We start from the raw sequence: 15,221 nt of genomic DNA on the forward strand, positions 1-15,221 counted from the left end.
TTTGTATTGACTAGCCAGTCATTGACTAATAAGTCAATGGGGAATATACTCTACTTGTAGCAGCAACCAAGCATAAGTCGCACTTTTAAAGCGCTAGTTAGCTGAGAATTCTAAAAGGGGAGATTAACAATGGAAGAAAATGTACTCGAAGTTTCAAAGTTGCAGAAAAATTTTGGGAAATTCAAAGCACTGAAAAAGATTACATTTGAGATTAAAAAAGGAGAGGTATTTGGGTTTATTGGACCTAATGGTGCGGGGAAATCGACCACGATTAGAATTCTTTTAGGTATTTTACGTGCTTCAGGCGGTCAAGCCAAAATATTTGGGCAAGATGTGTGGCGAGAAGCCGTTGGTGTTCATAAAAAACTTGCTTATGTCCCGGGGGATGTTTATCTTTGGCCTAACTTAAGCGGTGGTGAAATTATTGATTTGTTTTTAAAACTAAATCAACAAAAGCACACGGTTAAAACCGATGAACTGATCAAACAATTTGAGTTAGATCCTACTAAAAAAGCCCGGACCTACTCCAAAGGCAATCGGCAAAAAGTTGCATTAATAGCAGCATTTTCGACAGATGCAGCTTTTTACATTTTTGATGAACCGACCAGTGGACTGGATCCGCTGATGGAGGAAGTTTTCCAACGAAATGTTTTGCAACTTAAGCAGCAAGGGAAAAGTATTTTATTATCAAGTCATATTCTTTCCGAGGTTGAAAAAATGTGCGACCGAATTGGGATTATTCGGGACGGGCAAATTATCGAAACAGGTACATTGGCTGAGATGCGTCATCTGACACGGACTATGATTACAGTTGTGACAAAATTACCACTTGGACAGGTTGCTCAATTGCCAGGGGTCCATCATTTCAAACAAGAGTTATCCGCGCAAAATGAAAATCGGGCAACCTTTGCAGTCGATTCGGAACAAATTGGGTCAGTGATGGCGCAATTAGCCACTTATGAAATCAAGACACTTCAAAGCACACCACCGACTTTAGAAGATTTGTTTTTACGCTATTATCAAAAAAAGGAGGAAGACCGTCATGGAGAATAGCAGGTTCAAACAAACGGGGTATCTTTTACTTTTTTATTTGCGGCGAGATTGGCTGCTAATTGTTGGTTGGTTGATTGCAATCGTTGGATTGATGGGAGGCGCAGCAGCTAAGTTTGATAATCTTTATGGGACGCACAAGGCAATCACAGCAATCGCAACAACGCTTAAAACACCTGCAATGGTCGCATTATTTGGCCCTTTTACAGCCAAAGAGCCATATACTGCTGCCATTATATATGCAAGTGAAATGGTGGTTTTCATGGGTCTGTTTTTTGCCATAATGAACATTTATTTTGCAGTGAAAAATACGCGCGCTGAGGAAGATAATGGGACATTGGAACTAATTCGGGCACATGCTGTTGGTCAGTTGAGTCCTTTAACAGCGACAGTCCTTGAATTGATACTAATTAACTTAATTGTGGGTATTTTGGCGGCCGGTTCACTTGAATTTGCACAGATGACAGGTGCTAATAGCTTAGGAAGCTGGCTTTTTGGGCTCGCTTTAGCAGTCTTTGGAATGCTGTTTGGTACGCTAGCATTGCTCATGGCGCAGCTTGCAAGTAACGCACGCGGGGCAACGAGCCTGAGTTATTTGGTGTTAGGTTTATTTTTCATTGCCCGGATGTTAACAGACGTTAAGAATCCAGACTACACGTGGTTTACAGTTTTTGGATTGATTGAAAAACTAGCAGTTTATAGTAGTAATGATTGGTTGCCAGTCGATTATATGCTGTTTTTAACAATCGTTTTTGGAGCAGTTGCTTTGATCATGAATACACACCGAGATGTAACAAGTGGATTGCTGCCCTCAAGACCCGGGCGAAAAACTGCTTCGTTCTTTTTAGCAAATCCCTTCAGTCTCGTGTTGCGTTTGGAGCGGACTAGTTTGGTGATTTGGTTGTGCAGTTCATTTGTTTTAGGAATTAGTTATGGTTCAATCTTCGGAAATATCGGCAATTTAATCAAGACCAATCCAGCGATTGCTAAATTAATGGGGACGGCTGCAGTTGAGGCCGGTAATCGAAATTTAATCTTGAATTTTGCTGCTACCTTGTCGGTCATCTTTGCAGTAATCGCAACCATTCCAGCTCAAATTACACTGCTAAAGATCAATAATGACGAGCAACGTGGATGGCTAGAGCAGGTGCATGCAAGAAGTGTCTCACGCTTTAAACTCTTTTTCAGTTATGTCATAGTAGCACTTTTTTACCAAGCAGCATGTCTTTTCTTAGCGTTGTTGGGGATGGGACTCGCGGGTGTTAATACTAATGATGTCGTGTCGCTAGGGCGTTTTTTCAGAGCTTTTGCAGGTTATTTACCGATTTTGCTTGTCATCTCAGGCATTACAACCTTATGTGTTGCTCTTTTACCACGCTGGCAAAAAATTGTTTGGATTCTGCCGATCTACGGACTTTTTTCAATGTATTTTGGAAATTTGTTGAATTTACCTCAATGGGCAAAAAGAGTAACACCATATGGATGGGTAAATCGAGTGCCATTAGAAGCCATTCATTGGGGAAATGTTCTCCTGTTTTTGTGCTTAGCACTTGGTTTGTGGCTGCTGAGTTATTTATTATATGCAAGCAGAGATCTAGTAGAAAATTAATGTTCACGGTTAACCAATCAGAGTATACTTGATATTTAGAAAAGCAAAAAAGGATGGTTTAAATGGCAGCTCCACGCAGAAGTTCTAAAGATCCTGAAAAAATTAAGAGAATTATGGAAAGCGCACTTCGGATTTTTGCGCGTTCAGGTTACCGGGAGACCAAAACTGATGAAATTGCGCAAGCGGCAAATGTTTCAAAAGGGACGCTTTTTCACTATTACAAAAATAAAGCCAATCTTTATTTGGAAACATTGCGTTCTTCAATTTCACGTGTCAGCCAGGCAGCAGATTATTCCGTCTGGACTGATTCCAAGGATCTTGTTGAAATGGTTGTTAGGGCGACTAAATACAAGATTCAATTGCAATTAAAATATCCGGAAGATTTTCGGCTTTTACTGAATGCTTATGCACTCAGCAGTTCGTTACCAGCAAAACTACGTACAGAAATTGCACAACTATATGCCAAGAATACAAAAGTAGCTTTGGATCAAGTGATCGAACCAGTACTCAAAAAACTTCCTGTGCGCGCGGATCTTCCGCTTCCGGTAGTTGAAAAAGCAATCACTGCACTTGAAGAAGTCATAACACAAGAGGCAAGAGACTTTATTAAGGAACATCCAACGGCACAAATTGCGGACCTAGAACCAGTGATTACTCATGCCCGAATGTATATGGAAATCTTGCAGCGAGGATTTATGGCTGACTCACATTAATTTGCAAGCTTTAACTTAACGAGTAAACTAGAAAAAAACAAGTGCAGCATCGCTGAAGCACCTCACAAGACTTGGGCACGCAGACCAAGTTTGAGAGGTGCTTTTATGTTATAAATATATTTAAATTAACGATCATTAAACCTAATTAAGTGGATGACTTGCAAAATAGCAATTCTTTCTTATAATAATAAGTGAGTGCTCACTTATTATAAAAAGGAGGAACTTATGACTAAAGTTATTGAAGTTTTAAATTTAAGACAAGGTTATGGCAAAACTGTGGTATTGAAGCAAATCAATTTAAAGATCAAAGCTGGTGAAATCTTAGCTTTGTTGGGGCCTAGCGGTTCGGGGAAAACAACTTTGATTAGCTCAATTATGGGGATGCTTAAGCCGCAGAAAGGGACTGTGACTGTGTTAGGCAATCAAATGCCTAATCGCCAGATGTTATCTGAAATTGGATTTATGGCACAAACAGATGCTCTTTACGGAACCTTAACAGCGCGAGAAAATCTGACTTTCTTCGGCGCGATGCAAGGAGTTCCCAAGGCGAGGTTAGGTGCGCGGATCACCTATGCTGCTGGGGTTGTAAAGCTTAACTCCCATTTAGATAGGGCGGTTCAGTATTTTTCAGGAGGAATGAAGCGGCGATTATCATTAGCACTTGCCCTAATTGCGGATCCACGGATCTTGATTTTAGACGAACCTACAGTTGGCATCGATCCAGAGCTGCGCCAGCAAATTTGGAAAGAATTACATCATCTTGCCGCTGAAGGAAAGACGATTTTATTAACAACCCATGTGATGGATGATGCACTCCAAGCTGACCAACTCTTGTTGATTCGTCAAGGAGAAGCAATTGCCCAGGGCAGTCCAGCAGGGCTCGTTGCAGAATATCGGGTCAAGACAATTGAGGAAGTTTTTTTAAAGGCAGGGAGGATGCAAGATGCGCATAATAGCAATGGCTAAAAGAGTTATCACTGAAATGCTACGGGATAGACGGACACTCGCCTTAATGTTTCTAGCACCGCTTGTAATTTTATCGTTGTTTTATTTCCTGTTTCAGTCTAACAAACAACAAACCACATCACTAGCAGTTAGAAATGTTGATGATGCGCTTGTCCAGGAACTTAAGGGCAAACATTTAAAAATCCATAAAGTAACTGCTGACAAAGACGCACAAACATTAATAAAAAAGTATAATTATGCTGGATTTTTGACGCAAAATGGAAACAAATTAACGTTAACGCTCCAAAACAGTGACCAAAGTAAGACGGCGCGCATTAAGCAAAGTTTCCAGTCAGCTCAAATCAAATTGCGTGCAGCAGAAACTAAGAGGCAGCTAAAAAAACAAGCAATAATGATACAGCGTTTGCAGCAACAGCTCAATGTAAACCACCCACAGTCGCAGACAAGTTCCAGTAACCAAACAAAGAGTGCTCAATATCAACTTAAAACGAATTATCTTTATGGCAGCAGCTCTTCAACTTTTTTTGAGACACTTTTACCGATCATGATAGGTTTTGTTGTCTTCTTCTTTGTCTTTTTGATTTCCGGAATTTCACTGTTGCGTGAACGCACCAGCGGCACATTAGAACGTTTGTTAGCTACGCCGGTTAGACGCAGTGAGTTGATCGGTGGGTACTTACTAGGCTTTGGGATTTTTGCACTGTGCCAGACAGTTGTCATTGTATTATTTAGTATCTTTGTTTTCAAAGTACAAATTCTGGGCAGTCTGTGGAATGTTTTGCTGGTAAATATTTTGCTGGCGTTTGTTGCGCTAGCTCTGGGGTTATTCGTTTCAAGCTTTGCTTCATCGGAGTTTCAAATGGTACAATTTATTCCATTAATCGTGATTCCACAGATTTTCTTTTCAGGAATCATTCCGGTTGCGCAGATGTCAGCGCCATTGAGAATGTTTGCCCATTTGATGCCGTTATATTACGGTGGGCAATCTTTGGCGAATGTGGTTGAAAAGGGTGTCAGTTTTGCGCAAATTGCTCCTAACCTGGGAATTCTTTTGATCTTTGTAGTAATCTTTCTAGTTTTAAACCAGCTGGCACTTCGCAAATACCGTCAAATATAGGAGGAAAAAATGGCAATTAATAGCGTTAATGTACTTTTTACGCACGCTTTGGCAGATACGGCGTTATCAGCGAAGCAAAAAGAAGTTTTAAAAGCAAGTCTTGTTCTATTTTCAGAACAGGGATTTGATCGTACCAGTACCAGTGATATTGCTAAAAAAGCAGGCGTCTCTGAAGGAACAGTCTATAAACAATTTAAAACCAAGGAGGGCATATTAGCAGCCATCTTAAAACCTTTTGCACAATCTGTGATTCCCACAGCCGCAAGTGAGTTTGTAACGATGATTTCAAGCACCAGCTATCCTTCACTTGAAGAATTTCTAAGGCATGTTGTACAAAACAGAATGCAGTTTGCAAAAGAAAATAAACTGCAATTAAAGATTTTTGCTCAAGAGTTACTGCATAATACCGAATTAGTCCAAGCACTAGAAGCCGAAATTAAGCCAAAGCTGATTAAACAGATGGGGCAGGTGTTGGAATATTATCAAAAGCAGGGCCAGTTGGTTGCGTGGCCAGCAGTCAGAATCTTCCGGTATGTAATCAGTGTTGTGTTCAGTTATTTGGTCCCATATCTTCTATTGGAACTGCCACTAGATGTGGAAGAAGCCAGTCAAGAAGCCGTTGAGTTCTTGCTAGGCGGATTGAGTCCAGCAACAAAATAAAGTGAGCCTAAGATAATTGATAAAAAAGCAATATTTAAGTGGATTTCTGCGATTGCGGATAAACGTTGTCTAGCAATCAAAGTATGGGAGTTAACTTCGAATTACTTATAGTTGAAGCTGAATAATGTTTGTTATTTTAAGTTAGCATTCAGAATTTATCGCCTAATACCCCGCGCGCTTTAGTTAACTTTTGCTACTGAAGCTGGTACGCTGAAAAAGAAGTGTGGCAGACATTGAAAAACTTGCAACTTAAGCTGTGAATTGTACTACTGGCTTTGTCTGCTTGTATTTGCTGTCGACAGCGTTTGTCGTTTTGAAAGGGGTTAATGGTATGTATTACTCAAGTGGAAATTATGAAGCATTCGCACATCCGCAAAAACCCAAGAATGTTGAGCAAAAAAGTGCTTATCTTGTAGGAGCTGGGCTAGCATCTTTAGCAGCAGCTGCTTTCTTAATACGTGACGGTCAGATGGATGGCCAAAAAATTCATATCTTAGAAGAATTGCCTATGGCAGGCGGGTCGCTCGATGGCACCCTTGATCCACAGGTCGGCTTTATTATTCGTGGCGGAAGAGAGATGGAAAACCATTTCGAATGTCTTTGGGATTTATATCGTTTGATTCCTTCGTTAGAAGAGCCGGGGGCCTCAGTGCTGGATGAATTTTATTGGCTGAATAAGGAAGATCCTAACTCTTCCAATTGCAGGATGATTTATAATCGTGGTCAACAGATCCCAGATGACGGAGATTTTACACTCGGAAAAGCGGCAAATGAATTAATCAAACTAGTTCTGGTTCCCGAAGAACAGCTAGGAACGCAGACAATTGAAGAGTTTTTCTCGTCTGAATTTTTTGAATCTAATTTCTGGTACTATTGGTGTACAATGTTTGCCTTTGAAAAATGGCATTCTGTGGTTGAAATGCGGCGTTACGTGCTGCGGTTTATTCATCATATTAAAGGTCTGCCTGATTTTACTGCGTTGAAATTCACGCGTTACAACCAGTATGAATCACTGGTTCTGCCCTTAGTTACTTATTTGCAAAAAAAGGGAGTCGATTTTCAATATGAGACCACAGTCACTAATATTCTTGTTGAATTTGAAGAACACAAAAAGATTGCAAAGAAACTGCAACTGCAGCACGCTGGCAGTCAGCAAGAAGTTCCGCTGTCGGAAAATGACTTGGTCTTTGTTACAAACGGCTCAATTACTGAGAGTACAACCCATGGTGATCATCAAACACTGGCACCGCCGACGCATGAATTAGGCGGTAGTTGGAAGTTATGGCAAAACCTTGCAGCACAATCAACAGCATTCGGAAAGCCAGCAGTTTTTTGCAAAAATTTACCGCCAAAAAGTTGGTTTACTTCTGCAACTATGACTCTAAAGAATGCTGAGATAGAACCTTATATTGAAAGATTAACACATCGGGAAATTCATACTGGAAAAATTGTTACTGGTGGGATTGTAACGATCAAGGATTCCAACTGGCTGTTAAGTTTTGCAGTTCACCGTCAGCCCCATTTTAAGAAACAAACACCTGAACAGACCACCGTTTGGATCTATGGTCTTTATTCAGACACCCTCGGCAATTATGTGCATAAAAAAATTGTGGATTGTTCAGGCGAGGAGATTGCACAGGAATTACTATATCATTTAGGTGTTCCTGAAACCAAGCTTGCGCGGTATGCCCGCGAAGCTTGTAATGTGGTTCCCACCTATATGCCATTTATTACAGCGTATTTTATGGTGCGTCAACCAGGTGACAGACCGCAAGTAGTCCCACAAGACTCAGTTAACTTAGCATTTATCGGTAATTTTGCGGAAACACAGCGCGATACAGTTTTCACAACCGAGTATTCTGTGCGGACTGCCATGGAGGCCGTTTATACACTGCTTAACGTCGATCGGGGAGTTCCGGAAGTGTTTGCTTCCAGTTATGATATCCGTGAATTGCTAAAAGCAGTTTATTATTTAAATGATCGTAAGAAACTATCAGAGTTAAAGCTGCCTATCCCAAAGTTGTTGTTAAATCTTGGTCTTAAGAAGTATCAGGACACTTACTTTGAGGAGTTACTGCGCCAAGCACATTTGCTTTAGAATAATAAAGGGTATCAGCGTAAGTTGGGATGTTCGAATCTGACCACAGCTTCGCGTAGTTAAAATTTTAAACAAGTTCTATTTTTTAAAACAAAAAGCCAAAAGAGTGGCTGATCCCTTTTGGAACACGTTTATCCGGAATAAAAGAGGGACCGTGACAAAAGTTAAATTTTGTCACAGCCCCTTTATTTAGTGAGATGATCAACTTCTATTTTTAATGAAGATAAATTGTGATAAGCGTAACAAATCCAAAAATGATGCCGGGTAGATTTGAAATAATAACTGGCCAATCTTTATAAGTCTTAAACCAGCCGTAGCAGACCCATAGTGTAGCATTCAAAGTTGCAACAGCAGGTTGAATGGGAGAAACAGGGGAGCCTGAAAAATTTTGGATAATCTGAGGAATGTAGGAAATATACATTAGGGAGCAAGTTAGAATTGCAAACTTGCTCATGATCTTCAAGCGCTTAATCCTTTTTTCCGAGACTGCTACTTTTTGTTTAGGAATTTCGTTATCGACTCTAATAAATAAAACCTCCGTTTTGAAAATTGGCTGTGAAAATAACCATCTTTAATTGTAACATATTCTGAAAAGTTGTATTCGACTGAGTGTTTATCACCAAAACAAAGATGTCCCTAGCTGAAGAAGAGCTGCTGCGTTCGTAATATTTTAATTTTTCGGTATAATTTAAAATAAAGAACAGCGAGGAGGTGTCTAATGTGAGTGCTGAATTGCTTGGCAACCAGCAGATCGAATTGTGCCTGAGATTGATCTTTGCAGGCCTTTGCGGCGGAATGATTGGCTATGAACGTAGAAGCAAGCTAAAGTCCGCAGGTGTCAGAACACATATGTTAGTTACAATAGGTTCGGCTTTATTTATGCTTGTTTCAAAGTATGCATTTTTTGACGTCACTCAAATTGCGGGGGTTTCGCTAGATCCCTCCAGAATTGCGGCACAAGTTGTTAGTGGAATTGGTTTTATCGGGGCTGGTGCAATTCTCACGAAACACAAGATTATTGACGGATTGACAACTGCAACTGGTTTGTGGGTGGCAGCGGGCGTTGGATTGACTATTGGAGCGGGGATGTATCTAGTAGGAGCAGTTGCCACGAGTTGTGTTTTATTGACACAAGTTATTATTTCGCATCTGGATCAGCATAAGATTCACGGTAAAACCGGACGCAATCTTTTTATTAGTTACCGTGGAAAATTAACTGCAATTTCGCAACTACAGTCACGCCTGTTGCAGCAAGGTTATGCGGATGTAAATTTTGACACCCTTTATTATGAGGAGAATTATTTTAAAGTTCGGTTGCATGTGGCAGTCTACAGTAAACAGGAGTTAAATGACTTGCTTGATTATCTTGCACAGGATCCGCAAATGCTTCACATGGAAATTGAATAATAATACTAAGAAAAGAGCGACTTATATGGAAATCAGAGAGCTGGAAATCAGAATTTTTAAGCGGCCTACCCCAGCACATTATCAACTTTTATTAACCGCTGATCCTTCAAAAAAGATTGTCGCTGCCTATCTTGAACGCAGTACTTGTTTTGAAGCACGTCGCGGACACGAATTGATAGGCGTTTTTATTCTTTTAGCAACTCGGCCCGAGACTGTAGAGCTGGTTAATATCGCCGTGGCTGCTCGCTTTCAAGGGCAAGGAGTTGGAACTCACCTAGTAAAAGCTGCCTTGCAATGGGCACAGCATAAGGGATACCAAGTTGTTGAAATTGGTACAGGGACCACCAGTTTTCAACAATTAGCTTTGTATCAAAAATGTGGATTCCGGGTTGTTGGAGTTGATCCTGATTTCTTTACTAGAAATTATCAGGAACCGATTATCGAAAACAAACTCAGACTACGTGACATGTTACGGTTACGCAAGTATCTTGCTTAATTTTAATGGGAGGTCCAGCAAAGCGATAAAAGCAGGTTTGTTGGACAGGCGCTGTTGTGATGATATATTTAAAGTGTACAAAAGTAACCAGAAAAGAGGAGATTCACATGTCTGTTTATGATTATGACGTTACCCTTGAAAATGGGGAAACCTATTCTTTAAGAAAATATGAAAATCATCCAATGTTAATTGTCAATACTGCGACAAAGTGCGGACTAGCTCCCCAATTCAAGGAATTGGAACGAATTTATGAACGTTATCGTGCGCAAGGGCTGGTCGTGCTAGGTTTTCCATCTAATCAATTCCATCAAGAACTCAGTGACAGTCAAGCGGCTGCGCAACAGTGCCGCACAACTTATGGGGTAACCTTTCCAATGCATCAGATTCATGATGTAAACGGTAAGAATGCATTACCGCTTTTTGATTACCTTACAAGTCACCAAACTGGCAAGTTGACGCGGGCAATCAAATGGAATTTCACCAAATTTTTAGTTGACGCTAATGGACATGTACTTGAACGTTTTGCTCCCACAACAACTCCGCAGAAAATGATTCCTGCAATTGAACAGTTGCTGGCAAAATCTCTTTAATGTAATTCTTTTAAAATGTACACTTTTTGCTGGGAACCAGTCTCACAAAGGTGGTGTGACCATGGATAATTTACGTGATCATTTAATGTACGCTGCTGTTTTTGGATGGTTTAGTTTCGTTTGGTTTGGCTGGGCGCAAGAAGCTCCGCCAGCAGCTTGGAGAGCCTGGCTTGGAAGTGGCGCTGTATTGGGTTTAATAACCGGAATAGTTGGCGGTTACTTGAGTTATCAGCACTGGCACGCAGCTTCAGCACTTAACAGTAATCGTAATTTTCAGTGGTACTTGGTGTTCTTTGTGGCAGAGTTAAGCTTGGCGCTGGTAGGCGCGTTAGTATTATTTTATTTGCATAAAGCAGATCAAGTTGTGGTGTGGGTTTCCCTAGTGGTGGCGGTACATTTTATTGGGCTTAAATTTGTTTTTGATGACAGTGCACTTTTTGGCCTGGCCGGGTTGATGCTGCTGGTATTGATTTTTGCGTATCCCATGGCAACTCATTTCCAGGTAGCATTAAGTGCAGTTATTGGAGCAGTCAATGGGATCTTATTACTAGGATTTGCCTGGTTGGGTTTTTTACGACTTTTAATGTAATCGCTTTCTGAAATACATGGAAGTGTTACCTGCAGCCCCTGTAATAGCAAGGTGAGCACTGTTAAGCTTATGAAGCTTGTGCCAATTGTTAGTTGAGAAATAGTTAAAATTTGCATTTTTCTTAGTAAACACCTTAGTTTTTATTCAAAGGAAATTCAAATCTTTCTTTTATCATAAGCAATAGTAAAAGTGATTGCAGTGCAATGCTTGTTGCAGGAAAATGAGAATAAGCTTTTGATGAAAGAAGATCGAAAATATGAAAAAAAAGAGTGAAATACACCCAGATAATAATACTGAAAAAAAGATTGCAGCAGAAAAACTAACTGAAATTGTCTCTGTTAAAATAATCGGTTTTAAAAAAGGACAAGTGATTTGTAAAACTGAAACTGACCACATTTTATTAATTAAGGAACCCCAGGCAGCTAAAAAAGATCGTATTTTTGCTGAGACGATGCTGGATCTACTCAAAAATGGGCTTTGGATTCCAGTTAACAAAAAGCTGAAACAATTTCTGCAGTACGACTGGCTTGATGAACGGGCATCTTTTGCTTTGTAAGCGGGTTTTGAAGATACAGTCCGAATTGGATGCAGATTGAATTGTTTTTCTGGGACGAAGTATGCTAAGATACGACTATAAAGTAGAAAAGAGGGATCCTGACGTTGAGAAATTAAGCCATTCTTTGAAAATGCAAATGATGATTAATGCTCTTTTAGGGTGATAGTTTGCAGATTTTCAGAATTGGTTTTTCTCAATGACAGGGTCTTTTTGTGTGCACAAAAAATCAAACAGATGTGTTTTTGTAATCTAAGTATTTAAAAAAAGCCCAAATTGAGTAAGTCAAGGCATGAAATCTGATTGCGATCGCCAGCAAAATAGTTACTAGCGCAGCTTATATCGGAGGAATGAATGCAATGACTAGGATTGAAATTAAAAATTTAACTTTTGGTTTTGACGAACAGCTCCAACCGCTATTTAAGGATGTTTCCTTAACGTTAGATGCCAGTTGGAAACTAGGGTTAATCGGACGTAACGGACGCGGTAAAACGACTTTTTTAAAGTTGTTGCAAGGGGTGTATCCGTATCAAGGTAAAATAAAACAGCAGTTAAAATTCAATTATTTTCCGCAAAAAATTATGAAGCAACAGCAAACAGTCACTCAGATTTTAAAAGAATCTACAGTTGCGGAAGAATGGAAGCTGGAAAGAGAATTGAATTTGTTAGCAGTCGACCCTGGAATTTTAGAGCGGAGTTTTGCGAGTCTTTCTGGTGGTGAGCAGACTAAGGTCTTGCTGGCATTACTGTTTACGCACGAACTAGCTTATCCACTGATCGATGAACCAACCAATCATTTAGATCTGGCTGCTCGTAAACAGGTGATGCACTATCTGCAGCAAAAAAAGCAGGGCATGATTGTGATTAGTCATGATCGCGAGTTTATGAATGGGATAGCAGATCACATTTTGGCTCTCGAAAAACAGCAGCCGGTTTTATATCAAGGTAATTTTGCGACTTACGAGGAAGAAAAAAGACGATGTGATGAACATGCACAACAGGAAAATATTAAATTAAAAAAAGAAAGCACGCGGCTTAGACAAACGGCCCTGCAAAAAGCTGAGTGGGCGCAGGGACGTGAAAGGGATAAATATGGTTCCCCTACCCAAAAGGGAAGCGGTGCAATTTTGGATACAGGATTCATTGGGGCACGGGCTGCCAGAACAATGAAACGTGCTAAGTTGCTCGTTCATAGGATGGAAGAAAAGGCAGCTGCAAAGGAAAATTTATTACAGAATATTGAAAAAGTTGAACCACTTTCGTTAAATTTTAGACCGCAGCATCATCAAGTTTTGTTACGCGTTGAGCAGTTTCAACTTTTCTATGCAGATCAGGCTTTGTTTCAACCATTGAATTTTGAGCTGCATCAGGGACAATGTCTAGCTCTAATGGGAGTAAATGGGGTTGGAAAGTCTTCTTTGATGCATTACTTGCTGGGGGATTTTGCAGGCACAAGTTCTGGAGAAGTTATGCGGCCGCAAAAATTAAAACTTAGTTATCTGCAGCAAAAATTTGAGAACAACACAGGTACGCTGGTGGAATTTGCAGATAAATGGAAGCTGGAGTATGGTCAATTGTTGAATACTTTGCACAAGTTAGGTATCAACCGGAAGGTCTTTGAGAGTCCACTTGAAAAAATGAGTATGGGGCAAAGAAAACGGGTTGAATTAGCCAAGTCTTTACTTACGCCAGCTGAATTGTTTCTGTGGGATGAACCCTTAAACTATCTCGATGTTTTTAATCGTGAACAACTTGAGCAGTTAATTGCGCAAAAGCAACCTACTATGCTGCTGAGTGAACATGATGAAACTTTTATTAAAAATGTAGGGGCGCAAAAAGTTGTCTTGCACCGCTTGACCAATACTAACTAACTGTAAGTTTCGTTAGGAAGAATTTTGTATTATACTTAACTGAACATTTAATCTTATCCGGAGAGGAAATAACCATGCAAAACTTTATCTTTGATTTTGACGGCACTTTGGCTGACTCAGGCAAAACAGCTGTACTTGCGACTCAAGCTGCTTTTAGAGACTTTAATTTGAAAGAACCGACGGCTGCCACTGTACAATACTATATGGGGATCCCAATTGAAGTTTCATTTAAAAAAATGGCAGATCGAGATTTTTCAGACGAAAGCTTTGCCGAGTTGCTGGATACTTTTCGCAGCTACTATAAAGATCTGGAAATGAACAGCATCTCATTGTTCCCCCAGATGGAAAATGTTTTACACCAACTTTTTAACGACGGGCGAACGCTTTTTGTGGTTTCAAGCAAACATTCAGTGGCTTTGCAACGCAACTTGGAACGCCTCGCAATCGCACCATACTTTAAGAGTGTTTGCGGTTCTGATCAGGTAGCACACTTTAAACCCGCTCCAGATGGAATTTTAAATTTACTTGAGGGGTTTCAACTCAATGAAAGAGAAAGCGTCATGATCGGGGATGCAATCTATGATTTGCAGATGGGAAAGGCAGCAAATGTACAAACCTGCGGTGTGACTTGGGGGGCACATGATCTGGCACTTTTACAAAAGGAAAAGCCCAATTATTTAGTGTCAGAAGTTAACCAGTTATTAGAACTTGAATAAGACGATAAAAATACTGGAATTCACTATCAGAGGTTTTTAGCATGGTTAGTAATGAGAGTAAGGAACGTATTAGATTAGATTTTTTACCAGTAAGTTTAGCGCCGCAAGAATATGCAATTTTTAAGAATCCTAATTTGAGCAGATTTACTAAACATGGACCATTTACTGATCTAAAAACTACCCAGGCTTTTATTGCAAGGCACAACCAAAGCGGCAATTTTTTTGGCATTTATCTGCAAAACGGAGAGTTGATTGGAAATTGTCAGTTGGTCGTAAATCAAAATGCTAAAACAGGTGAGGTTGCCTATGGAATTGCTGAGGAGTACTGGGGAATGGGATATGGAACAGAGGCCTTGCAGTTGCTTCTTGCTTATGGAAAAAGGACTTATGCTTTAAAGCAGATCATAGGTGTTTGTGCAGCAATGAATGTGGCTTCTCAAAAGGTACTGCAAAAAAATGGTTTTCACTACGTGAGAGTCGAAAAAAATGCTTTGCAGAAGTTCGATGTCGCTTACGATCTGATTTACTTTGAAAAAACTCTAAGTAATTAATTTAATTTTGGACTCGGCCTGAAAGGCTGTGAAAAACGTTTATCTGTAAAAATTAAGAGAGTGTGACATAAGTTGGGAAAATTTGAGTACTAACTCGAAATTACGAAGATAGCGAGTACTTTGCGATGAGTAATTTGAAGTTAGACGGAGAATTTTGATTTATGGAACACGTTTATCCGGAATAAAAGAGAGAGTGTGACATAAGTTGGGAAAATTTGAGTACTAACTCGAAATT

16 protein-coding genes are annotated in these 15,221 nt (G+C 40.0%); 15 read left to right on the forward strand and 1 reads right to left on the reverse strand.

Annotated elements, in window-relative coordinates; translation table 11 throughout:
* Positions 1-129 precede the first annotated feature (129 nt).
* From FD50_RS05635 to FD50_RS05665, 7 genes are all read left to right on the forward strand, one after another.
* Entirely contained in the window at positions 130-1,053 is a 924-nt protein-coding gene (locus FD50_RS05635) for an ABC transporter ATP-binding protein (protein ID WP_056960744.1), read from the forward strand.
* Positions 1,043-2,659: an ABC transporter permease gene (locus tag FD50_RS05640; RefSeq protein WP_056960745.1), complete on the forward strand. Its 1,617-nt coding sequence runs from the start codon at positions 1,043-1,045 to the stop codon at positions 2,657-2,659. The genes FD50_RS05635 and FD50_RS05640 overlap by 11 nt, the downstream gene beginning before the upstream one ends.
* Before the next feature lie 62 nt (positions 2,660-2,721).
* Complete coding sequence (locus FD50_RS05645) at positions 2,722-3,372, forward strand: TetR/AcrR family transcriptional regulator (RefSeq protein ID WP_056960746.1); 651 nt, start codon at positions 2,722-2,724, stop codon at positions 3,370-3,372.
* A gap of 225 nt (positions 3,373-3,597) precedes the next feature.
* Complete coding sequence (locus FD50_RS05650; RefSeq protein ID WP_056960747.1) at positions 3,598-4,338, forward strand: ABC transporter ATP-binding protein; 741 nt, start codon at positions 3,598-3,600, stop codon at positions 4,336-4,338.
* A complete protein-coding gene (locus tag FD50_RS05655; protein ID WP_056960748.1) occupies positions 4,316-5,455 on the forward strand; it encodes an ABC transporter permease in 1,140 nt (379 codons plus the stop codon). The genes FD50_RS05650 and FD50_RS05655 overlap by 23 nt, the downstream gene beginning before the upstream one ends.
* 9 nt (positions 5,456-5,464) lie before the next feature.
* Positions 5,465-6,115 (forward strand): TetR/AcrR family transcriptional regulator, encoded by a 651-nt coding sequence (locus tag FD50_RS05660; RefSeq protein WP_056960749.1) that lies wholly within the window; start codon positions 5,465-5,467, stop codon positions 6,113-6,115.
* 331 nt (positions 6,116-6,446) lie between these two features.
* On the forward strand, positions 6,447-8,213 hold the full coding sequence (locus tag FD50_RS05665; RefSeq protein ID WP_056960750.1) for an oleate hydratase: 1,767 nt from the start codon (positions 6,447-6,449) through the stop codon (positions 8,211-8,213).
* Between the two features lie 214 nt (positions 8,214-8,427).
* Here FD50_RS05665 and FD50_RS12490 read toward each other — a convergent pair whose 3' ends face one another.
* Entirely contained in the window at positions 8,428-8,667 is a 240-nt protein-coding gene (locus tag FD50_RS12490) for a SemiSWEET family transporter (RefSeq protein ID WP_082610455.1), read from the reverse strand.
* 266 nt (positions 8,668-8,933) lie between these two features.
* Between FD50_RS12490 and FD50_RS05670 the strand changes: the two genes are divergently transcribed.
* From FD50_RS05670 to FD50_RS05705, 8 genes are all read left to right on the forward strand, one after another.
* The gene (locus FD50_RS05670; RefSeq protein ID WP_056960751.1) at positions 8,934-9,620 is read left to right on the forward strand and encodes an MgtC/SapB family protein; all 687 of its coding nucleotides are present in this window, start codon (positions 8,934-8,936) and stop codon (positions 9,618-9,620) included.
* A 25-nt stretch (positions 9,621-9,645) separates the two neighbouring features.
* On the forward strand, positions 9,646-10,116 hold the full coding sequence (locus FD50_RS05675; RefSeq protein WP_156653498.1) for a GNAT family N-acetyltransferase: 471 nt from the start codon (positions 9,646-9,648) through the stop codon (positions 10,114-10,116).
* A gap of 107 nt (positions 10,117-10,223) precedes the next feature.
* The gene (locus FD50_RS05680; RefSeq protein WP_056960752.1) at positions 10,224-10,706 is read left to right on the forward strand and encodes a glutathione peroxidase; all 483 of its coding nucleotides are present in this window, start codon (positions 10,224-10,226) and stop codon (positions 10,704-10,706) included.
* A gap of 61 nt (positions 10,707-10,767) precedes the next feature.
* Positions 10,768-11,295, forward strand: coding sequence for a hypothetical protein (locus FD50_RS05685; protein WP_054757140.1), 528 nt, complete (start codon positions 10,768-10,770; stop codon positions 11,293-11,295).
* A 256-nt stretch (positions 11,296-11,551) separates the two neighbouring features.
* Positions 11,552-11,851 (forward strand): hypothetical protein, encoded by a 300-nt coding sequence (locus tag FD50_RS05690; protein WP_228888104.1) that lies wholly within the window; start codon positions 11,552-11,554, stop codon positions 11,849-11,851.
* A 356-nt stretch (positions 11,852-12,207) separates the two neighbouring features.
* On the forward strand, positions 12,208-13,719 hold the full coding sequence (abc-f, locus tag FD50_RS05695; protein ID WP_056960753.1) for a ribosomal protection-like ABC-F family protein: 1,512 nt from the start codon (positions 12,208-12,210) through the stop codon (positions 13,717-13,719).
* Between the two features lie 74 nt (positions 13,720-13,793).
* Positions 13,794-14,435 carry an HAD family hydrolase gene (locus FD50_RS05700; protein ID WP_056960754.1) on the forward strand — a complete coding sequence of 214 codons (642 nt, stop codon included), beginning with the start codon at positions 13,794-13,796 and terminating at the stop codon, positions 14,433-14,435.
* Between the two features lie 41 nt (positions 14,436-14,476).
* Positions 14,477-14,986 (forward strand): GNAT family N-acetyltransferase, encoded by a 510-nt coding sequence (locus FD50_RS05705; RefSeq protein ID WP_056960755.1) that lies wholly within the window; start codon positions 14,477-14,479, stop codon positions 14,984-14,986.
* Positions 14,987-15,221 lie beyond the last annotated feature (235 nt).

The sequence above is a fragment of the Liquorilactobacillus satsumensis DSM 16230 = JCM 12392 genome (genome assembly GCF_001435195.1).
Lineage (GTDB): Bacteria > Bacillota > Bacilli > Lactobacillales > Lactobacillaceae > Liquorilactobacillus > Liquorilactobacillus satsumensis.